Origin of the sequence: Mesorhizobium sp. M0062 (genome assembly GCF_040323125.1) — a bacterium.
Taxonomy (GTDB): domain Bacteria; phylum Pseudomonadota; class Alphaproteobacteria; order Rhizobiales; family Rhizobiaceae; genus Mesorhizobium.
On record NZ_JAMYUO010000003.1, the window covers coordinates 202,998 to 225,049 of the forward strand.

General features: G+C 64.0%; 22 protein-coding genes. 14 read left to right on the plus strand and 8 right to left on the minus strand.

The genetic code is table 11. The features are described 5' to 3' along the window. The first annotated feature begins 4 nt into the window (after positions 1–4). The 4 genes from NKJ64_RS05180 to NKJ64_RS05195 are packed head-to-tail and all read left to right on the plus strand — an operon-like array spanning position 5 to position 3,465. The gene (locus NKJ64_RS05180; RefSeq protein WP_352462093.1) at positions 5–847 is read left to right on the plus strand and encodes a carbohydrate ABC transporter permease; all 843 of its coding nucleotides are present in this window, start codon (positions 5–7) and stop codon (positions 845–847) included. Positions 848–885: 38 nt separating this feature from the next. Next, positions 886–1,707, plus strand: coding sequence for a sugar phosphate isomerase/epimerase family protein (locus NKJ64_RS05185; RefSeq protein WP_352462094.1), 822 nt, complete (start codon positions 886–888; stop codon positions 1,705–1,707). 4 nt (positions 1,708–1,711) lie between these two features. After that, entirely contained in the window at positions 1,712–2,437 is a 726-nt protein-coding gene (locus NKJ64_RS05190) for a ribulose-phosphate 3-epimerase (RefSeq protein ID WP_031202456.1), read from the plus strand. Further along, the gene (locus NKJ64_RS05195) at positions 2,437–3,465 is read left to right on the plus strand and encodes an ROK family protein (protein ID WP_023735659.1); all 1,029 of its coding nucleotides are present in this window, start codon (positions 2,437–2,439) and stop codon (positions 3,463–3,465) included. The genes NKJ64_RS05190 and NKJ64_RS05195 overlap by 1 nt, the downstream gene beginning before the upstream one ends. Before the next feature lie 77 nt (positions 3,466–3,542). On the opposite strand, the gene frp is transcribed toward NKJ64_RS05195, so the two are convergent. The 3 genes from frp to NKJ64_RS05210 all read right to left on the minus strand — a co-directional run bounded on the left by frp (position 3,543) and on the right by NKJ64_RS05210 (position 5,249). Beyond that, positions 3,543–3,875 (minus strand): fluorescence recovery protein, encoded by a 333-nt coding sequence (gene frp, locus NKJ64_RS05200; protein ID WP_023699790.1) that lies wholly within the window; start codon positions 3,873–3,875, stop codon positions 3,543–3,545. 83 nt (positions 3,876–3,958) lie between these two features. Continuing rightward, entirely contained in the window at positions 3,959–4,240 is a 282-nt protein-coding gene (locus NKJ64_RS05205) for a hypothetical protein (RefSeq protein WP_023827987.1), read from the minus strand. A 91-nt stretch (positions 4,241–4,331) separates the two neighbouring features. Beyond that, a complete protein-coding gene (locus tag NKJ64_RS05210) occupies positions 4,332–5,249 on the minus strand; it encodes a LysR substrate-binding domain-containing protein (RefSeq protein ID WP_023827986.1) in 918 nt (305 codons plus the stop codon). A 102-nt stretch (positions 5,250–5,351) separates the two neighbouring features. On the opposite strand from NKJ64_RS05210, the gene NKJ64_RS05215 reads away from it, so the two are divergent. The 3 genes from NKJ64_RS05215 to NKJ64_RS05225 all read left to right on the plus strand — a co-directional run bounded on the left by NKJ64_RS05215 (position 5,352) and on the right by NKJ64_RS05225 (position 7,543). Next, a complete protein-coding gene (locus NKJ64_RS05215; RefSeq protein ID WP_023729213.1) occupies positions 5,352–5,987 on the plus strand; it encodes a DsbA family protein in 636 nt (211 codons plus the stop codon). A 52-nt stretch (positions 5,988–6,039) separates the two neighbouring features. Further along, complete coding sequence (locus NKJ64_RS05220) at positions 6,040–6,648, plus strand: NAD(P)-dependent oxidoreductase (RefSeq protein ID WP_023692222.1); 609 nt, start codon at positions 6,040–6,042, stop codon at positions 6,646–6,648. A gap of 163 nt (positions 6,649–6,811) precedes the next feature. Continuing rightward, a complete protein-coding gene (locus tag NKJ64_RS05225) occupies positions 6,812–7,543 on the plus strand; it encodes an SDR family oxidoreductase (protein ID WP_023735663.1) in 732 nt (243 codons plus the stop codon). Here NKJ64_RS05225 and NKJ64_RS05230 read toward each other — a convergent pair. Next, positions 7,494–8,426 (minus strand): LysR family transcriptional regulator, encoded by a 933-nt coding sequence (locus tag NKJ64_RS05230; RefSeq protein WP_023749749.1) that lies wholly within the window; start codon positions 8,424–8,426, stop codon positions 7,494–7,496. The two genes, NKJ64_RS05225 and NKJ64_RS05230, sit on opposite strands and share 50 nt — an antisense overlap. Positions 8,427–8,690: 264 nt before the next feature. Between NKJ64_RS05230 and NKJ64_RS05235 the strand changes: the two genes are divergently transcribed. The 5 genes from NKJ64_RS05235 (at position 8,691) to NKJ64_RS05255 (ending at position 14,444) form a co-directional block, all read left to right on the plus strand. After that, the gene (locus NKJ64_RS05235) at positions 8,691–9,605 is read left to right on the plus strand and encodes a dihydrodipicolinate synthase family protein (protein WP_023735665.1); all 915 of its coding nucleotides are present in this window, start codon (positions 8,691–8,693) and stop codon (positions 9,603–9,605) included. Between the two features lie 268 nt (positions 9,606–9,873). Then, positions 9,874–11,706, plus strand: coding sequence for an ABC transporter ATP-binding protein (locus NKJ64_RS05240; protein ID WP_352462095.1), 1,833 nt, complete (start codon positions 9,874–9,876; stop codon positions 11,704–11,706). Then, complete coding sequence (locus tag NKJ64_RS05245) at positions 11,706–13,592, plus strand: ABC transporter ATP-binding protein (protein ID WP_352462096.1); 1,887 nt, start codon at positions 11,706–11,708, stop codon at positions 13,590–13,592. The genes NKJ64_RS05240 and NKJ64_RS05245 overlap by 1 nt, the downstream gene beginning before the upstream one ends. Positions 13,593–13,955: 363 nt before the next feature. Continuing rightward, the gene (locus NKJ64_RS05250; protein ID WP_023667887.1) at positions 13,956–14,120 is read left to right on the plus strand and encodes a DUF3309 family protein; all 165 of its coding nucleotides are present in this window, start codon (positions 13,956–13,958) and stop codon (positions 14,118–14,120) included. Between the two features lie 150 nt (positions 14,121–14,270). After that, positions 14,271–14,444, plus strand: a complete 174-nt coding sequence (locus NKJ64_RS05255) for a hypothetical protein (RefSeq protein ID WP_156933728.1) — start codon at positions 14,271–14,273, stop codon at positions 14,442–14,444. On the opposite strand, the gene NKJ64_RS05260 is transcribed toward NKJ64_RS05255, so the two are convergent. Continuing rightward, positions 14,435–15,616 carry an MFS transporter gene (locus NKJ64_RS05260; RefSeq protein ID WP_023753992.1) on the minus strand — a complete coding sequence of 394 codons (1,182 nt, stop codon included), beginning with the start codon at positions 15,614–15,616 and terminating at the stop codon, positions 14,435–14,437. The genes NKJ64_RS05255 and NKJ64_RS05260 overlap by 10 nt on opposite strands. Positions 15,617–15,718: 102 nt before the next feature. Continuing rightward, on the minus strand, positions 15,719–15,946 hold the full coding sequence (locus tag NKJ64_RS05265; RefSeq protein WP_023729208.1) for a DUF1127 domain-containing protein: 228 nt from the start codon (positions 15,944–15,946) through the stop codon (positions 15,719–15,721). A gap of 252 nt (positions 15,947–16,198) precedes the next feature. On the opposite strand from NKJ64_RS05265, the gene NKJ64_RS05270 reads away from it, so the two are divergent. Continuing rightward, complete coding sequence (locus NKJ64_RS05270; protein ID WP_031194617.1) at positions 16,199–17,716, plus strand: winged helix-turn-helix domain-containing tetratricopeptide repeat protein; 1,518 nt, start codon at positions 16,199–16,201, stop codon at positions 17,714–17,716. A 527-nt stretch (positions 17,717–18,243) separates the two neighbouring features. After that, complete coding sequence (locus NKJ64_RS05275; RefSeq protein WP_023753990.1) at positions 18,244–19,740, plus strand: aldehyde dehydrogenase family protein; 1,497 nt, start codon at positions 18,244–18,246, stop codon at positions 19,738–19,740. Between the two features lie 25 nt (positions 19,741–19,765). Here NKJ64_RS05275 and doeB read toward each other — a convergent pair whose 3' ends face one another. Both doeB and doeA read right to left on the minus strand, forming a co-directional pair. Then, entirely contained in the window at positions 19,766–20,770 is a 1,005-nt protein-coding gene (gene doeB, locus NKJ64_RS05280) for a N(2)-acetyl-L-2,4-diaminobutanoate deacetylase DoeB (protein ID WP_023667881.1), read from the minus strand. Positions 20,771–20,775: 5 nt separating this feature from the next. Next, positions 20,776–21,954: an ectoine hydrolase DoeA gene (gene doeA, locus NKJ64_RS05285; protein WP_023667880.1), complete on the minus strand. Its 1,179-nt coding sequence runs from the start codon at positions 21,952–21,954 to the stop codon at positions 20,776–20,778. Positions 21,955–22,052: the final 98 nt, after the last annotated feature.

Genomic DNA, 22,052 nt, shown 5'->3' on the forward strand with positions numbered 1-22,052 from the left:
TCACATGAGGAAAATGCACACGCCGAAAGACAGGCTGATCACCGCAGCGCTCCATGTCGCGCTTGCCGCAGGGCTCTTTTTCGCGGCCTTCCCGATCTACTGGATGCTGAGCAGCTCGTTCAAGTCGAACACCGAAATCTTTGCCCTGCCGCCAACCGTTCTGCCGAAGGCCTTCACTCTGGAAGCGTATGCGGCCATCCTGGGCGACCCGGTAAAGCTGCGCTTCTTCTTCAACAGCTACTTCGTCGCCGGAGCAGTGACCGTGCTGACGGTGCTGACCGCCTTGCTGGCGGCCTATGGGTTCAGCCGTTTCAATTTCCGCGGCAAGGGCAGCCTCAACACTCTCATCATCAGCACGCAGACGATCCCGCCGATCACGCTTTTGATCCCCTTCTTCGGGCTTGTCGTCTCGTATGGCATCTTCGACACCTATGTCGCGCTGATCCTGACCTATCTGGTGTTTACGCTGCCCTATGCGATCCTGCTGATGACGGGATATCTGAACACCTTGCCCCGCGACCTCGATGAAGCGGTGGCTGTCGACGGCGGCACCAGTTGGACCGCACTGTGGCGGGTGATCGTCCCGATTTCACTGCCTGGTATCGTGGCGACGTCGGTCTACACCTTCCTGTTGTGCTGGAACGAATTTCTCTTTGCGCTGACACTGACGAAGTCGACGTCCATGCGCACCGTCCCGATCGGCATCCAGTTGTTGATGGGGCAACACGCCTTCGAATGGAACCAGATGATGGCGATGAGCGTGCTCGGCTCGCTGCCGCTCCTGGTCATCTACCTGGTTGCCCAGAGGTTCTTCCTCGCCGGCATGACCGCAGGGTCGGTCAAGTAGGATGTCCCTCCAACGGAGGTGGATCAAGGAATGAAAGGATGACCGTGAAAGACCTGAAAGTCGGCTGCCAGACCTTTACCTGGGAAATGCTCGGCGACCGTTTTGCCGGCGGCCCGGACGATCTGCTCAAGGCGATCGCCGATGGCGGCTATGCCGGCATCGAGATCACCGACACGATGATCGGCCGCTATGCCGCCAAGCCAGCGGAGTTCGCCGCCGCGCTGAAGTCATCCGGGCTGACGCTCGTCTCCTTCGCCTTCGGCTCCAAGAGCGGTTTCACGCTCAGGGATGAGATCGGCGCCGACCTGGAGACCGCCAAACGCTGGATCGACTTCGCCGCCGCCTTTCCCGGCGCGCTGGTGTCGATGGGCTCGGCCACGATCGTTTCCGACGGGCCGCGCGACGACAAGTTTGCCATCGCCGCCGAGGTCTACAACAAAGCCGGCGAGCTCGGGCGCGAGGCCGGCGTCCAGGTCGCGGTGCATCCAAGCTCGCATCACAACACACTGCTGTTCGACCGCGCCAACTACGACCGCATCTTCGGGCTGCTCGACGCCTCGCTGGTGGGCTGGGTGCCCGACACCGGCCACATCTTGCGCGGTGGCCAGGACATGGCGGATACGCTCACCACTTATCGCGACCGCATCCGCTATGTGCATCTGAAGGATGTCGACGCGAATGGAACCTGGGCGATGCTCGGCAAGGGCGTCTGTGACACGGCGAAGGTGATCGAGATCGCTGGTGCTGCACCCAATTTCAACGGCTGGCTGGTGCTGGAGGAAGAGTCCGAAACGGCCGCCGCCGACCCTGCCGGCGCCGTCAAAACCAACCGCCAGACAATGCGCGGCTACGGAGCCTAAGACGATGACGACGAACAAGCCCCTGTCCGGCCCCGCCGCGATCGCTGCCCTGCCGCGCAACCGGCTGATCGGCGAGTTCTCGCTGTGGTCGGCCGACCTCGCCAATATGGAGCACGATTTGAAGCGCATCGAGACCCATGCCGATGTCCATCATATCGACGTCGCCGACGCCCGCTTCACCCCTGGCTTCCTGTTCTTCCCGGACCTGGTGGCGCGCATCGCCAAGCTCACCGCGAAGCCGATCCATGTCCATTTGATGGTCGAAGCCGAGATCGTCGAAGAACAGACGCGCCAGTTCATCGAGGCCGGCGCCGACCTGATCAGCGTGCACGCCGAAAACGGCGAGACCGGCCTGCGCGCCGTGAAACTGGCGCATGAACTCGGGGCCGAGGCCGGCGTGGTACTGCGGCTGGAAACACCGGTCGCGGCCGTCACGCCCTTCCTGGCGGAAGTGGCGTTCGTGACGCTGCTCGGCACCTCCATCGGCGTCAAGGGCCAGAGCCTGTCGGAGCAGGCGTGTCCGCGCCTGATCGAGGCGCGCGCGCTGATGCGCAAAGCCGGCCGCGAGGCCGACATCGTGCTTGCCGCCGATGGCGGCATCCGCCACGAGACCGTGCCGCTGCTGCGCGCCGCAGGTGCGGAGACCGTGGTGCTGGGCTCGCTGGCCTTCGGCGATCCCGACCTTGCCCGGCGCATGGCCTGGCTGCACGGGCTGGAGGTCGCCGCCTGATGACCAAGCTTGCGCTCGCCTTCGATCTCGGTGGCACGGCGCTGCGCGGTGCGCTGGTCGAGAGCGATGGCCGTATCGTCGCTCATGCTTCGGCGCCGACGCTTGCCGGTGCGGGATCGGAGGCGGTGATCGGCCAGATCGTCGCTCTGGCAGGCACGCTGCTTAGGGAACACCCGCAGGCAAACGTCGCCGGCATCGGCGTCGGTGCGCCGGGGCCACTCGACCCCAAGGCGGGGATCGTCATTGCGCCGCCAACGCTGGCCGGCTGGCACGACGTGCCGCTGATCGACATTCTGGGGCGGCATTTCGGGCTGCCGGTGCGGCTGGAAAACGACGCCAATGCGGCGGCGCTCGGCGAATGGCGTTTTGGCGCCGGACGTGGCAGCGGATCGCTGGTGTTCGTGACTGTGTCCACCGGCATTGGCGGCGGCGTCGTCGCCGATGGCCACATCTATCACGGCAGGCGCGGACTGGCGGCCGAGATCGGCCACATGACCATCACCGGTGAAGGCGACCGCTGCTTTTGCGGCGCCATCGGCTGCTTCGAGGCCGTTGCCTCCGGAACCGCGCTCGGCCGCCGCGCCACGCGACTGACCGCGCCGGGCGACGGCTCGCTCTTACGACGGCTGTCAAATGACGGCGACGTCTCGGCCAGGCATGTCGTAGAGGCTGCCAAGGCCGGCGACGCCAACGCTCTCGACCTGATCGAGGCGGAAGCACAATGGCTGGGCATCGGCTTCACCAACCTGCTTCATCTCTATTCGCCCGATCTGATTGTCATGGGAGGCGGCCTTTCCAACGGGTTCGACCTTCTGGCACCGTCAATCAGAGCGGTCATCCAGCAGCGGGCGATGCCGGCCTATCGCGACGTGCCGATCGTGCAGGCTGAACTCGGCGACCGGGCCGGGCTGATCGGCGCCGCCAGCCTGATCCTGTGGGAAGGCGAACCGGGTGCGCCGCTGGCGATGGCGCAGGACGACAAGGACAGAGGCGCGACAGCCGATGCCACGGAGGCACGCCATGGCTGAACTCGAGCTGCGCGGCGCGCGCGAAGATGGTGAATGGTCCAGTTTGAATGCAGCGCCAAGGTCCCCGAAGAGGACCCCTACCCTTCGCGATTCCAGCTGGCGTATTTTCGGATCGTTTGCCGCTTGTCTTCCGACAAGCCAACAAGGAGATTCTCCTCGAGATAGCCTTGCCGGATGAGATTGGCGAAGACCTGTATTAGCTGTGAATAGCGATAGTCGAACATCTGGTCGATCTTCCGTCGCTGCTGCCGCAGAAAGTCTTCGACATCCCATATTTCGGAAGGCGTTGCCGCAACGTGGGCCCTGCTCTTGAGTTCAGCCAACGTCTTGTCGAGCGCCACCTTCAGCGCTGCGTCATAGGCAGTGCGGGCGACTTTCTTTTCGGACGGAGACCATTTTTCGACGGTCATCGGCTATCTCTATCGAGTTCGCGGTGGCCGGCATCCGGTAGAACCCGCGACAGGCGCAGGACAGCCCCGCCTTTGGGGCCGTTCTACTTCCCGCAATGGTGATCGTTGACCTTGTTCAGCGCATTCGCGTCCGGCCCGACCCTGTCGTAGGAGCAGGGGCCGGCAGCCGTGGTGACCAGCCTCTTATCATAGTAGCGCGGGCCGCCGAACAGGGCATAGAAGAGGTCGCGATGGGCGGGAACGTAGCGTTGCTCCGGTTCCGGCTGGCGATGGCGGTGCTTCTTCTCCTTGGCGAGCGCTGCGGTAGACAGGCTGCAGCCAAGCGCGAGAACAAGGGCGGAGGTCGCGAGGATCTTGATGGTCATCGGCAATACCCTTCTGACGGTTCGGAATCGCAGCATATCCAAAAGCGTGGGCTGAACAAAGGTTCCCTGATTACCATAGCCAGCGCCGAAATCAGCCTGTAACGGCACTGCGCGCCCGCCGCCTTTCCTCCGCAACCAGCAAGTCGACGAAGGCGCGCACCTTGGCCGGCCTGAAGCGCGCCGGCGGGAAGACGGCGTGGATGCCCCCGGACGGCAAGGTCCAATCCGCGAACACCCGCACCAGCCGGCCGCGCGCAATGTCGTCGGCGACACTGTAATCCGGAAATATGCCGAGGCCGATGCCGGCCAGCACGCAGGACAGCACGCCTGGTGTCTTGTCGCAGCTGACGACGGGGTTGAGTTCGGCCAGCACCGTTTCCGTGCCCCTCGAGAACAGCCATTGGCCGACCCCGCGCAACTGGGCGTTGCCGACCCAGGGCAGCGACTTCGCCTGCCTGGGGCTGGCTTCCCCAGGCAGCCTGGCGGCCAGTTCCGGGCTGGCGACGACGAATTGCTGCAGGCTGCCCAGCCGCCGCGCCAGATTGCTGGAACCGGCAAGCCAGCCGACGCGGATGCCAAGATCGATCTGCTCGTCGACCAGGTTGCTGACCGCATCGTCGAAGATCGTCTCGACCCGCATTTTCGGGTATTTTCTGATGTAGGCGGCGATGGTCGGCGCCACGACCTTCTCGCCATAATCGAGCGGCGCCGTCAGCCGCAGCGTCCCCGTCGGCTGCGCCGCTCGCTGCGAAATGTCGCCATAGGCTGCCTCCGCCTCGCGCAGGATGATCGCGGTCCGGTCATAGAACAGACGACCCTCTTCGGTCGCCGTCACGCGCCGGGTCGTGCGCCGCAACAGCGTAGCGCCAAGCTCTTCTTCGAGCTTGCCGACCTGATGGCTGACCACAGCCTTGGCAACACCGAGACGGTCGGCAGCGGCCGTGAACGAGCCGGTCTCCACCACGGTGGCGAAGTAGACGAGCCGATTGAGATTGAGGAGTTCGGTCATAGGCCGCCCATTGTCTGATTTTATCAGACAGTTTGTATGATTGATCGCTATTTTTCGCAAGCGGTCCAGCTGTCATGTATCGGGCAACAGAATGAGGCCGCCATGACCAATGCAACCCTAACCTATCTTTTCGACCCGCTCTGCGGTTGGTGCTATGGCGCCACGCCGATGCTGGATCGACTGGCCGCCGGGACCGCGCTCGAACTGCTGCCGGTGGGGCTTTTCTCCGGTGCCGGCGCGCGGCCGTTGGATGCAGGCTTCGCCGCCCATGCCTGGGACAATGACCAGCGCATCGCGCGGCTGAGCGGACAGCGCTTCAGCCAGGCCTATCTCGACAATGTGCTCAATGTCAGCGGCACCTTGCTCGATTCTTCCGCTGCCACCATGGGCATCAACGCCGCCGGACTGGACGACTGGCGCCAGCGACTTGCGGCACTGAAGGCGATCCAGCATGCCCGCTATGTCGACGGCCGCGATATTGTGACGGTTGACGGCGTCGCCGCGGTACTGGCCGACGCCGGCATGAGCGACGCGGCAAAGCTTTTGAAAGCGCCGACGCAGGCGTTTCTGGCGAAGCATGACGACCTGGTCAGCCGCGGGCGGACATTGTTCCAGCGGCTGCATGTCAATGGCGTTCCCGCGCTCGCGGTGATCGGCCAAACGGCGCCGCGCCTGATCGGCGCCAACGCGCTGTTCGGCAGCTACGACAATCTCGTCGCTCACATCGAGGCGGCGTAGTCCCAGAAATTCTCCCCAGACGAAATTCTCCCCAGACGAAAGGAAAATCCCCATGAAAATCGCACTTATCGGCGCGTCCGGCCAGGTCGGCTCGCGCCTGCTTAAGGAACTCTCCGATCGCGGTCACAGCGTCACCGCCATTGCCCGGCATCCAGACAAGATCGCGGCACTTCCGGGCGTGACTGCCAAGAAGGGCGACGTCTTCGACAAGGATGGACTTGCCGCCCTGATCAAGGGTCATGACGCGGTGATCTCCTCGGTTCATTTCCTCGACAGCGATCCCGATACGCTCATCGCAGCCGTGCGTGCTTCCGGCGTCAAACGCTACCTCGTCGTCGGCGGCGCCGGCAGCCTTGAGGTTGCGCCCGGCAAGCGCCTGGTCGACACGCCGACCTTCCCTGATATCTACAAGGCCGAGGCGCAGAAGGGCGCCGACTTCCTCGACACGCTGCGGACGGTCGACGATCTCGACTGGACCTTGCTGTCGCCTTCGGCGCTGTTCGTCGCCGGCGAGCGGACCGGCAAATACCGCATCGGCAAGGACACGCTGCTGACGTCCGACAAGGGCAGCAGCATTTCCTTCGAGGACTACGCCATCGTCATGGCCGACGAGATCGAAAAGCCGGCGCATATCAAGCAGCGCTTCACGGTCGGCTACTGAGCGCACTTCATTGACAGGCGGGCACTCGACGGAGCGGCCCGCGTCCGTTGCTATCGACGATAGTGCCATCGGAGCCTCCGATGGCACTATCGCTTTCTTCCGTTTCCACTCCTGCCGCCGGTCTGCGACTCTCGCCGGAGCGGTTCAGGACAGGAACGGAAACATGGCAGACATCGCAAAATCGAAAATCGCTATCATTGGCGGCAGCTCCGGAATGGGGCTCGCGTTGGCAAGGCGGTGCCTGGACTCAGGCGCCGAAGTCATCATCGTCGGCCGCAGTGAAGCCAGGCTCAAGCGTGCCGGCGAGGCGCTGCGGAACCATGCCGGTCTGAGCGCCATCGCGGCCGATATTGCAAGGGAGGATCAGGTCGCTGACCTGTTCAGGCGGATTGGCCGGCTCGACCATATCGTCAGCACCGCCGCCGATATCGAAGGCGCCTATGAGTTATTGCCTGCGATCGACCTGCAGGCGGCGCAGAGAGTCGTCGAAAGCAAATTCTACGGGCCGCTGCTGCTCGCCAAGCATGGCGCGCCGCAGCTTTCGGCCAACGGCTCCATCACCTTCACCTCAGGCATTGCCGCCTACCGGCCGGCGGCGCGCGGCTCGGTCGTTGCCGCTGTCAACGCTGCGCTGGAAGGGTTGGTGCGGGCGCTGGCAGTCGAGCTGGCGCCGGTCCGTGTCAACGCCGTCTCGCCGGGCTGGGTCGACACGCCGATCTGGAGTTTTGTGGCCGGCGACAAGAAGGACGAGACGCTCGATGCAATGGCCAGGCGCCTGCCGGTCGGCCGCGTCGGGCAACCGGACGACATCGCCGATGCCATCGCCTTTCTGATGGGCAATGGTTTTACGACAGGGACGGTTCTGCATGTCGAGGGCGGTCACCGGCTGATCTGAGCGCAGCGAAATTCCTGGCCGCGGCCGCCAGCAGCAGTTTCAGCGCCGGCGGCTGAACCCGCCGGCGGCGCCAGATCAGGACCAGCGACGCCGTGCGAGCCGACCCCGGCCACGGCAATTCGACGATCTCGCCGCGATCGAGCGCGTCGGCAACGGCCAGCCGCGGCACCAGGCCCATGCCGACACCAGTCGCCACCAGGCCCGCAATGGCGCCGATGCTGCCGACTTCGGCGGCAAGTTCTGGCGCTGCCATCTCGGCAAAGGCAGTGTCGAACAGATGCCGGTAGACGCATCCGGTTTCCGTCACCACGAAACGCATCGCGGCGAGCGCGGCCAGGTCGCTCTGCCCCGATGCGGGCGCATGTTCGGGTGAGGCGACAAGGACCAGCGGCTCGGCCGATATCGTGCGCCGGGCCAGACGTTCGTCCAGACCGCCCTTGTCGAAACAGAAGGCGACGTCGATCTCGCCTTCTTCGAGCTGCCGCAGCAGGGCATCGCTGCCGGCGATTTTGAGCCGCAGACCGATCTCCGGGTGGTCGCCTCGAAAGGCCGCCAGCCATTGCGGAAGTTTGACAGTGGCAATCGTCTCCAGCGCGCCGACCGTAACCGTTCCGGCGGTCATTCCCGTCGTTGCCTCGACGGCAATACGCGCCTCCTCCGCCAGCTGCAGAATCTCTTCCGCATAGGGTTTCAGCGCGTCGCCGGCCGTCGTCAGGTCGAGGCCGTGGCGCGAGCGGATGAAGAGGACGACGCCAAGTTCGCTTTCCAGCGACTGGATCTGGTCGCTGACGCTCGACTGCGCCAGATGAACCTCCCGCGCTGCGCGGGTGATATTACGGTGCCGCGCCACGGCGAGGAAGGTCTTGAGCAATCGTGGGTGCATGCCGTTTCCGGATCTGTCTCTGTTCGACATTTCGGGCTTGGCTGGTCCATTTGCAACCCTGGTCCATTTGCAACCCCGGTCCATTTGCAACCCATTGACGCCGGCGTCATCAGGTTGCGGCAGACCGAAGGGCCAGAATTTCGCGGCAATGACCCGCAAGTTTTCCCACGGCCGGCGCGGTGGCCCAAGAGATCGCCTCTGGCAGATCGCATCGTACGTATGCTCTATGCCAAGCTGATTTCCAGCACCGATGGAAGGACCGACATGACCCGCCCGCAAGGAACCATCGCCCCGATCCTGACACCGTTCGAAAATGACGGCCGGATTGCTCGTGACTTGTGGATCTCACACGCCAAATGGGTGCTGGGCCAGGGCGCGCATTTCCTGTCGCCGTTCGGCACCACGGGCGAGGCACTGTCGCTCTCGCTCAATGAGCGCATGCAGGCGCTGGAATGGCTGATCGAGGCCGGCATTTCGCCGGCGCGCATGATGCCCGGCACCGGCGTCACCGCACTCCCCGAAACCGTCGAACTTTCGAAGCACGCGGTCGGCCTCGGCTGCGCCGGCGTGATGGTGCTGCCATCATTCTTCTACACGGCCGCCGGGGATGAAGGCCAGGCGCGCTACTACAGCGAGCTGATCGAACGGGTGGCCAACCCGGCGCTGAAGATGATTCTCTACCACATCCCGCAGAACTCCGGCGTGCCGGTAAGCCCTGCCCTGACCGCCCGGTTGAGCGCGGTGTTTCCAGAGACGGTCGTCGCCTACAAGGATAGCGCCGGCGACTGGAACAACACGGCGGCGGTGATTGCCGCCGCACCCGACGTCGCGGTGTTCCCCAGCTCGGAGGCGCAACTGACCAAGGGGCTCGCCAGTGGTGCTGCGGGCTGTATCTCCGGGACCGTCAATCTCAACGCTGCGGCCATCCGCGCGCTCTACGACGCGACGATCGCTGGCCAAGACGTCACGGAAGCGGACGCCGCGATCAGGGCGTTCCGCAAGGTGATCCAGGATGCAGGCCTGATCCCGGCGATGAAGGCCGTGCTGGCGGTGCGCTCCGGCGACAAACGCTGGCTCAACCTGCGCGCGCCGCATGAGAATGCGACGCTGGAAAGCGGCAAGGCGCTGCTCACTGCGCTCGGTCCCGCAGCCGATCACATTGGCCGAGGTCACGCATGATGGCGGTTGGCGCAACCCACATGCTCGCATCTTTTCAATCGGCCTAAAGTGACGAGCCTGCCGCCTCTAACGCCGACACGGGCTTAAGCGGTCGCGGACGATCAGCCCCTTTCAGGCACAGTGCAATACCGCCATTGGCCCTTGAACGGTCAAAATCGAGGCGTACCATCGCGGTATCTGAAACTGAGTCTGTTTTCATTCGTCTGGGCTAATGTCCGGATCGGATTGGGTATTTTCCTTGGCAATGGATGCAACCCGCGGCGCAGCGATGCGCGGCAAATCGTTTGCCCATGTGGCGGAGGCGTCCTGGGGCAAGGGCCTCAGCACGCTGCTGCGCATCCTGCGCATGACGTTGCGCCATCCCTGGCAGGTTGCGATCACCATCGCCTCGACCTTCATCGCCGCGACGCTGCAGCTGTTCATCCCGCGCCTGCTGGGCCACGCCATCGACCAGGCGCAAGGCGTGATGGCTGGAGGCGGCGGCGCGGCGGCTGAGCAGGCGCTGTGGACCACGGCGATCACCTTGCTCGTCGTCAGCATTCTGCGCGGCCTCTTCACCATGGCGCAGAATTATTATGGCGAGGCCGTTGGCCACCGCACCGGCTATGAGCTGCGCCTGGCCTTCTACGAGAAGATCCAGCGGCTGAGCTTCTCCTTCCATGACCGGGTGCATACCGGCGACCTGATTACGCTTGGCCTGCTCGACCTCGACGGCGTGCGCATGTTCTTTTCCACCGGCATATTGCGCGTGGTGCTGCTCGGCGTGCTGATCGGCGTCGGCTCCTATCTCCTGATCAGCACCGATCTCGAGCTCGGGCTGCTCAGTCTGAGTTTCGTGCCGTTCGTCGCCTGGCGCTCCTCGGTCACACAGCTCAGGCTGCGCAGCACCTGGCTGACGCTGCAGGAGCGGCTGTCAGTGCTGAGCCGGGTGATGGACGAGAACCTCGGCGGAATCCGCGTCGTGCGCGCCTTTGCGGCGCAGCGGCATGAGCTGGAAAAATTCGACCGCGCCAAGAAGTCGGCGCTGGAGCTTGCCGACCAGCGCGTCGACATCCGCGTCTCCAACACCAGCGCCATGAATTTTTCCTTCCTGGCGGCCATGGGCCTGGTGCTGTGGTTCGGTGGCCAGAAGGTGATCGCGGGCCAGATCAGCGTCGGCACGCTGGCGCAGTTCCTCACCTTCATGACCATCCTGCAGATGCCGGTGCGCCAGCTCGGGCTGATGGTCAACTCGTTCGCCCGCGCCTCGACCTGCGGCACAAGGCTGTTCGAACTGCTTGACGCCGAACTTGACATCGAGGATGCGCCTGATGCCAAGGATCTCGTGGTCACCGAAGGCTTGCTGCGCTTCGACAATGTCGGCTTCCGCTACGCGGGCGCCGGCGGCCGGCCGGCGCTGTCGGGCATTTCCTTCGAGGCCAGGTCCGGCGAGACCGTCGGCATTGTCGGCCCGCCGGGCAGCGGCAAGTCGACCATGGCGCATCTGATCCCGCGCTTCTACGATGTGAGGTCAGGCGCGATCACCATCGACGGGCAGGATATACGCGAGGTCACGCTGCAATCGCTGCGCAAGGCGGTCGGCGTCGTGCAGCAGGACGCTTTCCTGTTCACCACCTCGATCGAAAACAACATCGCCTATGGAAATCCCTGGGCGCGCGAGACCCGCATCGGGCAGGCGGCTGAATACGCCCAGCTGCACAATTACATCATCGGGCTTCCGGCCGGCTACACCACGGTCGTGGGCGAGCGCGGGTCATCGCTTTCCGGCGGCCAGCGGCAGCGCCTGACCATCGCCCGCACCCTGATGCTGCGGCCTTCGGTGCTGGTCTTCGACGATTCCACCGCGGCTGTCGACGCCGGCACCGAGCAGCGAATCCGCACCGGGATGAAGCGCTTCGCCAAGGACCGCGTGACGCTGATCATCTCGCACCGGCTGAGCTCGCTGATGCATGCCGACCAGATCCTGTTCGTCGAGAATGGCCGCATCTCCGAGCGCGGCACGCACCAGGAATTGTTGGCGCTGGGTGGACGCTACCGCGCGCTTTACGACCTGCAGCTGCGGCCGGACGACGATTTGCCGGTGGCGGTGGGAGCCGCATGATGTCGACACAGAACGACGACCAGAAGGAAGACACCAGCCGGCGGCCCACCAGGGCCGTCGTCGGTTCGCACCGCGACGAGGAAGAGGTCTTCGGCAAGGTCTACGATCCGCGCATCGTGCGCCGCATCTGGAGCTTCGTGAGACCGTACCAGGGCCGGATCTTCATCTCGGTGGCCGCCGTTTTGGTGTTCACTCTGACGCAATTGGCGATCCCGCTGGTCATCCGTTACGCCATCGACCACGGCATGGCGGCGGGCAAGGCCGACAGCTCCGTCATGAACTGGGCGATCGGTGCCTTCGCCCTGATCATCCTGATCAACTATGCCGCCAGCTATGTCCAGGAAAGCGTCGTCGGCAAGGTGGCCGAGAATGTGCTGTCGGATTTGCGCCGCGCCATGTTCAGCCATCTGCAGCGCGTCTCGCTGAGCTTCATGGACAAGACCGAGGTGGGCCGGCTGATGTCGCGCCTGCAGGGCGACGTCAATTCCATGCAGGAATTCCTCGAGACCTCGGTGATGTCGGTGGGCGACATCGTGCTGCTGTTCGGCATCGTCAGCGTTCTGTTGTGGCTCGATTTCCGGCTCGGTCTGCTGACGCTGTCGACCATGCCGGCGTTGTTCATCGTGCGCCTGTTCTGGCTGCCGCGCGCCAAGATCGCCTTCATGGCCGCGCATGAGACCAACTCGATCGCCAATGGCGCGCTGGCCGAAGGCATCCATGGCGTTCGCACGGTGCAGAGCCTGGAGCGCCAGCACGTCAATTTCGACCTTTATGACGAGAAGGTGCTGGCCAATCTCAGGGCTCACCTGACCTCGGCCAAATATGCGCAGGTGATGGTGCCGATCGTCGACACGCTGACCGGCATTGCGATGGCAACCGTGATCGTCGTCGGCGGCTCGATGGTGCTGTCGCACAGCCTCGACATCGGCGTCATGGTGGCGTTCCTGTTCTATATCCAGCGCTTCTTCGACCCGATCCGCTCGCTCACCATGCAGTACTCGGTCATGCAGCGCGCCATGGCGTCGGGCCAACGCATCTCCGAAGTGCTCGACGTACCGGTCGACGTCAGCGACAGACAGGGCGCGGTGACGCTGACGCGCGACATGGACGGTTCGGTCGAGTTCAGGAACGTCACCTTCGGCTACCGGCAGAACCAGCCGGTGCTGAAAAACATCTCCTTCCGCGTCAATCCGGGCGAGACGGTTGCGCTTGTCGGCCCCACCGGTTCGGGCAAGTCGAGCTGCATGGCGCTGGTGCACCGCTTCTATGATGTCTGGTCGGGCGAGGTGCGGGTCGGCGGCCACGATGTGCGCGACGTGACGCAGGATTCGCTCGGCGATCAGGTGGCGATGGTGCTGCAGGAGCCGTTCCTGTTTTCCGGCACGGTGCTGGAGAACATCCGCTACCACAAGACATCGGCTACCAGCGAAGAGGTTGTGCGCGCCGCGCAAGCCGTTGGCGCGCACGACTTTATCGAGCATTTGCCTGACGGCTACGACACCGAGCTCGAACAGCGCGGCGGCAATCTGTCCCTCGGCCAGCGCCAGCTGATCAGCTTTGCACGCGCACTGGTGGCGGATGCGAAAATCCTGGTGCTGGACGAGGCGACGGCGAGCATCGATTCCTACACCGAGATGCTGATCCAGAAGGCACTGGTCACGCTGCTGGAAGGCCGCACCGGGCTGGTCATCGCGCACCGGCTGGCGACCATACGCGGCGCCGACCGCATCATCGTCTTACAGAACGGCGAGATCGTCGAGAGCGGAAATCACGAGCAGCTGATGGCGGCCAAGGGCCTCTATGCCAGGCTCTACAACATGAACTACGCATCGTTCGACGATATTGCCGAGGAAGACATAGGCGCGCCGGCCGGCAAGGCGACGTGAGCTGCTGCCGGTTCAGCTCGACTGGGAATGGTGCGGGGCCAAAACTCGTCGTCGACCAATTCGGCTTCAGATGACGACACGTTTCAGCTCGCCTTCCAGCGTAAGCCCGGCGTCACGCCTGCCGCGCGTTCAGGTGGAGGAGCGGCCGGCCGCCTAAAGGGCAATCCCGCGCAAATTCTGAATTCTACGCGCCGCCTGGCGCGCGATGCACGCGCAGCTTGCGCCTGAACCTCAGCAAACGCCGTCATGATGGCTTTCGTTCCTTAGCCGTCGGATGAAAATCGCCGGGGAACAGGAAGGCTTGCTGGGAGTTTAGTTCTTCGAGCCGCGCCGTGAACGGCGCGGCAGCGAAGGAGACGGCATATGGGCCTGGGTACCATTCTTATTATCATCCTGATCATCGCGTTGCTCGGCGGCTTCAGCGGCCTCGGCGGCGGCCCGTTCTACGGCACTGGTTACTATGGCGGCGGTGGCCTCGGGCTGGTGCTGATCATCGTGATCATTCTGGTTGTTCTCGGGCGAATATAGCGTCGCCATTGGCGGCCGCCGAGTTTCTACGGCGGCCGCGTTTTCGCCTGACATCGAGGTTTGAAGACATGGCAGCTGAAGACATTGCTGGTCCGGACTGGGCCGGCGTCGGCGCGAGCGAGAGCGAACGCGACGAGCTGGGATATCCTAATGGTGGCACTATCCGAAGGCGGCGGGCGTAAGCTGCAGACCCCGACACCCGCCTGGCGGCCGTGGCGTTCATCGAGGCGGATCGGACGCTTCGAGAAACCCAGGACGGCGACGAGGCGGGTCAAGGGCAGCATCGGCCTGAAGGCCGCAATGGCAGGCACGCCTTACGCCTGAACGCGGTCAACCCGCCGTAACTCCGCCAGCAGAAACACCACCAGCACGCAGCACAGCAGGCCAAGCGACAATGGCAGTCCCTGATGTCCGGTCAGTTGCATCGCCAGCCCGGCCACGGGTGAGCCGACGATGCCGCCTACCCCCCATACGAACGCGAAGGCGGCATTGCCGGCGATCAAGGCTTGACCGGTGAAACGCTCGCCGAGCTGGATCAGCGACAGCGTGTAGATCCCGAACGAGACCCCGCCCCAGACGAAGAAGAGCGGCCAGACAAGCCATGTAGCGAAGAGCAACGGCAACAGAAAACAACCGGCCAGGCAAGCCAGGACACAGAACAGCATCATCGGCTTCGAGCCAAACCGTTCGGCGGCGCGCCCAAGCACGACCTGCAGCACGGCATTGCCGGCGATGAAACAGGTGATGAGCGAAGCGATGCGCTGCTCAGTGCTGCCGAGCGCGGCACCATAGACCGCGAACAGCGAAAGCAGGACTTGCTCGAAGGCGGCAGCCGTGAAGACTGCGAACAAGAGCAGCGGCGCCAGCGCGAAGAAGCCGCCGACCGACACCGCTTCGCCCTCACGCGGCATGTCGGGCAGGCGTGGCGCGACGGCAAGCACGATCAGGCCGCAGACAAGGAAGGCCGCGCTGCCGATGATGAAGGGTGGCCATCCTTGCGTGCCGACCAAGCCTAGCGACAGCGGGCCGAGGCCAAAGCCGGCGGAAACGATGGAGGAGTATAGGCCCATGATGCGGCCTCGGCGTGCGGCGGGTGTGATCGAGACCAGCCAGGTTTCACTGATCACGTAAAGCGGATTGGCAAAGAAGCCGAGCAGGAAGCGCAACGGCATCCAGGCCCATACATCCTGCGTCCAGGCAATCGCGATCAGGACGGTTGCTGCCAGGATCGAACACACAACCGCAAAGCGCGCCGCGCCCACCCGCCGGACCAGCGCCGGCGTGAAGAGCGACGATATAATGAAACCCAGAGGCGTCATCGCGGCCGAGAGGCCGATAAGGCCCGGTGTCGTCCCTTGCCGTTCCAGGATGAAGCTGAGCAGCGGATACGTCAGCCCCTGTGCTATGGCGAACACCGTAACTGTCGCGATGATGCCGGCCATCGCGGCCCATGCGATGTGGTTCTCCGGCGGTGACGTCGCGTCTTCGGCGCTCATGCCGACTTCGAAGCAGGATCGGCACGTTCCGGCAAGTGCAAATGCCGGCAAAACGCCGCGGTACGCCCAAACAGGCGGGCGGGTCTTATCCGCGACATCAGCTCACACTTGCCAGAAGCGTTTGACGATTTCGGCCTCGACCTGGCGTCTGGTCAGACCGATATCGTCGATCAGGTGCGGATTGGTCTCCGCCATCTGCTTGAGGTCCCAGCGAAAGCGTATCCGCTCGCGCCAGGCCGCGATCATGCCCCGCGGGCCCGTCGGACGCCGGCCCGATGACACCGCCTTTTCCGGCAAGGCTGCACGAGCAGAAGCAAGGGTATCGTTCATGGCAACCTCCATTCGGTTTGAGGGGCGACAGCCCTCGGCTTGAAAGAGGTTGAATTCTGCCGCATGCGGACGGCGCCGTAATTAAGCGCAGCCAAATAGTTCTCAAAAGTTCCAAACTGGCTAGAGCACCTCGCCGTTTCATGGAAACGACGAGGCGCTCAACTCTTTGTTTTGACGCCATACGTCCGTGAAGCGCTCCGCGCTTTCCCGTGGGAAAACCGCCTTCACACCTTTCCTGGAATTGCTCTATAGATGCGCGTTATGCAGGGATCGCGCTTTGCCTTTGGTCCGTTCGTGCTTGATCCGGGTGCGGGAACGCTCCTTCGGGACCAAGTTCCCGTAGCCGCCGGCCACCGCGGACTGCAGCTGCTGGCGGCGCTCGTCGCCCGGCCCGGCGAGATCGTGGCCAAGGCCGAGTTGATGGATGCGGCATGGCCAGGCACCGCCGTTGAGGAAGGCAACCTCACCGTCCAGATTGCACAATTGCGCAAGCTGCTGGGTCCGGCCACGAACGGCGGAGAATGGATATCGACCGTTCCGCGCGTCGGCTATCGCTTCGCCGGCGCCATCGAACAGCTCGGCGACGAGAAGCGACAGGCTTTGCCGCTGCCCGCCAAACCGTCGATAGCCGTGCTGCCCTTTGCCAATTTCAGCAACGACCCCGAGCAGGAAGCCTTCGCCGACGGGTTGACCGAAGACCTGATCACCGACCTGTCGAGGATTGGCGGCCTGTTCGTCATCGCGCGCAACTCGACCTTTGCCTACAAGGGCAAGGCGGTGGATGTGCGCGAGGTCGCCAGGGAACTTGGCGTGCGCTATCTCTTGGAGGGCAGCGCCAGACGCGCCGCCGGGCGCGTGCGCATCAACGCCCAGCTGGTCGACGCGCTGAGCGGCGAGCATTTGTGGGCAGACCGCTTCGATCGCGGCCTGGAAGATATTTTTGCCGTTCAGGACGAGGTGACGGCTAAGATCGTCGAGGCGCTGCTTGGCCGGCTGCGCGCGCCGCTGCCGCGCAACCGGCCCCGAAATCTCGAGGCCTACGATCTGTGCGTGCGAGCCCGCAACCTGATCGACGTCTCGCCGGAGACGGCGCGCGAAGCGCATCTGTTGCTGACGCGCGCGCTTGCGCTCGATCCGGACTATGCCGAAGCCTATCGCTGGCTTGCCATGAACCACTGGATGGGATGGGTGCATTGGGGAGAGCCCATTGAGCCTGCCCGCGGCCTTGCCCTGGAACTGGCGCGCAAGGCTGTGGCGATCGATCCCAACGATGCCGGCTGCCACTGGGTGCTTGCTAACCTGCTTGCCTATGAGCGCAGATTCGACGAAGCGGATGTGGGATTTGCCAAGGCGTTCGAACTCGACCCGAACGAGGCCGATGCCTGGGCGACATTGTCCGACATCGCGGTCCTGGCCGGGCGCGTCGAGGACGGCCTCGACTATATCAGCAAGGCGTTCCGGCTGAACCCGTTTCCGGCAAGCTGGTACTACCTGACGCTCGGCCAGGCGCAATATGCGGCGCGCGACTATGAAGCCGCGGTCGAGACGACGCGCCGGGACGAGACGTATCGGACAAGCTCGCGCCGTTTCCTTGCGGCAAGCCTTGCGCAACTTGGCCGGATCGATGAGGCGCGCGCCGAGGTCGACCTGTTCCTTGTCGCGAACCCACATTTCACCACCCGCCACTGGGTCGAGACGGAGCCGTTCCGCGACACTGCCACGCTCGACCATTTCGTCGATGGCTTCCGAAAGGCCGGACTTCCGGAGTGACGGACCGGCGTGCTCGATCGATGCAGGCACCGTCGGTTGCGGCTCAATCTGCCAGTGTTTGCAAGTCGCGAGGCCACTGACCGATCTTGCTTCCGCGAGCAGTCATCCAACAGCGATTGCAGCGAAGCGGCGCGCGAAACCTCTGTCACGGTGAAGCCGGCTGGAACGGCCAACGATCGATCCGGCCGCGGGTGAGCGCTGGGTGGCGGCGGGCGACTACCTGTTGCGCTCTCGTCTGCAATGCCGGCATCGCGGTCGCCGTGGGCAATGATCGGCTTGCCTCGTTGAGCTTTCGACGCGCTCCGACAACTCGCGATGATTTTTCTAGATGCCGGATGATTTTCTAGATGCCGTTTGTCGAAGCATGATCTTTTCCGAAAACCGTTTCCCACTTTTCTGGATCACGCTCTAGCGGCTGGCGTGATCGGGCAGTCCGCACAACCTGATTATCTGAGCGCCCTTTAGCTTTCCTTGTTTGAGGCCGGCGGCGGGAGTAATAGTCGCCACGGAATTGCGAGGAGGAAAAGATGACGCTGAACTTCGACCCGAAGGCGAAGGCCACGGCGTTGTACCATGGCGAATTCCGACCGATGTTCATTGGCGGCAAGTGGGTCGCGGCGCAGTCCGGCCAGGGCATGCAGGCACTCAATCCGGCAACAGGCGAGGTGCTGGCGACAGTGCCGCGCGGCGGGGCTGCCGATATCGACTCGGCGGTGGCCGCCGCGCGCGCGGCCTTCGAAGGCCCATGGTCCAAATTCTCGCCCTACGAGCGGCAGTGCGTGCTGCTCAGGATCGCCGATCTGTTCGAGACGCATTGGGAAGAGCTCAGCGTTTCCGACACGCTCGATATGGGACTGCCGATCACGCGCACGCTCGCCAACCGGCGCCGCGTCATCGGCATGCTGCGCTTCTATGCCGGCATGGCGACGGCGCTGCATGGCGAGACGATCGACAATTCGATTCCCGGCGAGATCGTCACCTTCACCCGGCGCGAGCCGGTGGGCGTCGTTGGTGCGATCATTCCCTGGAACGCGCCGACCGCCGCCTCGATCTGGAAGATCGCGCCGGCGCTGGCGACAGGCTGCACCATCGTGCTGAAACCGTCCGAGGATGCGTCGCTGACGCCGCTGCTGATCGCGCAACTGATGCAGGAATCCGGCGTGCCCGACGGCGTCGTCAACGTCGTCACCGGCACCGGGGCCGAAGCCGGTGCGCGGCTCGCCGAACATCCAGACGTCAACAAGATCGTTTTCACCGGATCGACGCTGACCGGCCAGGCCATCGCGCGGGCAGCCGTGGCCAACCTCAAACGCGTTTCACTGGAGCTCGGCGGCAAGTCGCCGATCATCGTCTGCCGCGACGCCGACATCGACAAGGCTGTTCCGATCGCGGCGATGGCGGTGTTCGTGCATTCGGGCCAGATCTGCATTGCCGGCTCGCGGCTGTTCGTGGCGCGCGAAATCCATGACGAGTTCGTCCGCCGGCTCGCCGATTTCGCGGGCAGACTGCGGATCGGCCATGGCATCGAGGCAGAGACGGAAATCGGACCGCTCATCAATGCCAGGCAGGCAGGCAAGGTGGAGGGCTATATCAGGGCCGGCAGCGACGAAGGCGCCGAACTGGTCGCCGGTGGCTCGCGGCTGACCGGCGAGCTCTACGATGGCGGCAACTTCATTGCGCCGACGGTCTTCGGCGCCGTGTCGGACCAGATGACCATCGCGCGCGAGGAGATTTTCGGCCCGGTCATTTCGGCGATGCCCTTCGACACGCTCGACGAAGCGGTGGCGCGTGCCAATGCGACGCCCTATGGCCTGGCCGCCGGCATCTTCACCACGCATCTGGGCACCGCGCACAAGCTTGCGCGCCGGGTCAAGGCCGGCTCGGTCTGGGTCAACATGTACCATGCCATCGACCCGGCGGTGCCGTTCGGCGGCATGAAGATGTCGGGTTATGGCCGCGAGGGCGGCATCGAACATCTGCACGAGTATCTGGAGACCAAGTCGGTCTGGATCCAGACCGACTGATATTCGCGCGGCGTACTCTGCGAAATCACGATGAAACCACAACGGCCAGGACGGCGGCGCAGTCACCGGCTTTGACCAGGCCGGGGAAATGCCGCGCGGCCAGAATGCCGGACATTTTTGCCCGGATTTCCTGCGGAGCGATGCCGGTGCGGCCGGTGGAATGGATGCGCCCCAGCACCGAGCCTTCTTTCACAGGCTCGCCGAGATCGACCATGGTTTCGATCATGCCGTCGTCCTCGGCGAAGGAGAAGCAATCGCCCGACGGCATGTCGAGCCACTGCGTCGGGCTCTTCTCTACTGCACCGGCGACAATGCCGGCATGACGCAGCACATTGCTGATGCCGCGCCGCGCAATCCGCACCGTCTGTGCGCGCGAGGTGCCGCCGCCGCCAAGCTCGGTGCTGACGAAGACCTTGCCCATTTCCTCCGCCGCCGTGTCGTACATGCCGACGGAGTCGATCTCGATCATGCGCATGGAGAACGGAGCCGCGAATGCGGCGACCGCGTCGAAGGCTTTCTGCTCCAGTGCCTTGTCGGGCACCGTGTGCGCGGCACAGAAGGGCACGAAATCCAGCGTCCTGCCGCCGGAGTGGAAATCGAAGACGAGGTCGGCGCGCGGCAGCAGTTCGCGTTGAAAGTAGTCGGCGATCTTCTCGGTCACCGTGCCGTCGGGGCGGCCGGGAAAGCTGCGGTTCATATTGCCCTTGTCGATCGGCGACGTCCGCGTGCCGGCGCGGAAGGCCGGATAGTTCATCGCCGGCACAATGATCACCGTGCCGCTGACCTGTTTGGGATCGAGCGTGCGGGCAAGATCGTAGAGCGCCAGCGGCCCCTCATACTCGTCGCCATGGTTGCCGCCGGTGAGCAGCGCGGCCGGCCCCTTGCCGTTGCGGATGACGCAGATCGGGATCATCACCGAGCCCCAGGCCGAGTCGTCGCGGCTGTAGGGCAGGCGCAGGAAACCATGTTGCACGCCGTCCTTGTCGAAATCGACGGTCGGCGCGATCGGAGATGGGCGGAGGCTAGGCATCGGGCTCAATTCTTCACCACCAGTTTGCGCGGTACATTGGCGAGGCACTCTACACCGGTTTCGGTGATCAGGATGGATTCGGTGATTTCCAGTCCCATCGTCTCCAGCCACAGGCCGGTCATGAAATGGAAGGTCATGCCGGGCTTGAGTTCGGTGCGGTCGCCGGGGCGCAGGCTCATGGTGCGTTCGCCCCAATCCGGCGGATAGGATAGGCCGATGGAATAGCCGGTGCGGTTGTCCTTGACGATGCCATATTTCTTCAACACGGCGAAAAAGGCGTTGGCGATGTCCTCACAGGCATTGCCGGGCTTTGCCGCCGCCAGCCCCGCCTCCATGCCTTCCAGTGTCGCCTTCTCGGCATCGAGGAATTCCTGTGTCGGCTTGCCGAGAAAGACGGTGCGCGACAGCGGGCAATGGTAGCGGTTGTAGCAGCCGGCGATCTCGAAGAAGGTGCCCTCGCCCGACTTCATCGGCTGGTCGTCCCAGGTGAGATGCGGCGCCGAGGCGTCGGCGCCCGACGGCAGCAGCGGCACGATCGCCGGATAGTCGCCGCCGACGCCATCGACACCGCGCGTGCCGGCATCGTAGATCTCGGCGACCAGATCGCATTTGCGCATGCCGACCTGGATCTTGTCGACGATGCGCTGGTGCATGGCTTCGACGATGCGGGCCGCCTTGCGCATATAGTCGATTTCAGTCGGGCTCTTCACCGCGCGCTGCCAATTGACCAGCGCTGTCGCGTCGACGAAGCGGGCGTTGGGCAGGTGCTTCTGCAACGCGGCGAAGGCGGCAGCCGAGAACCAGTAATTGTCCATCTCGACGCCGATGGTCAGCTTGCCCCAGCCGCGATCACTGAGCACTCTGGCCAAAAAATCCATCGGGTGGCGCTCGGTCGACTGCACGTAGTGGTCGGCATAGCCGACGATGTTGTCATGCGCGAGATAGGCGGTGCGCTTGGCGCCATTGGCATCCTGGCCGCGACCGTACCAGACCGGCTCGCCCGATGGTGGCACGATCACCGCCTGATGCACATAGAACGACCAGCCATCATAGCCGGTCAGCCAGGCCATGTTGGATGGGTCGCTGATAACAAGCAGATCGACGCCTTTCCCCTCCATGGCTTTTCGCGTCTTGGCGAGGCGATCCGCAAATTCGCCACGCGAGAATTTTAGGTTCGGCTGCATTGTTCTTGGTCCTCGTTTGTTGGGCCTGGAGCCTGTTTCAACTTTGTTGGAAACAGGCTCGTCGTTCTTGTTTGAACGTGATCTCTGGGAAAAACCGG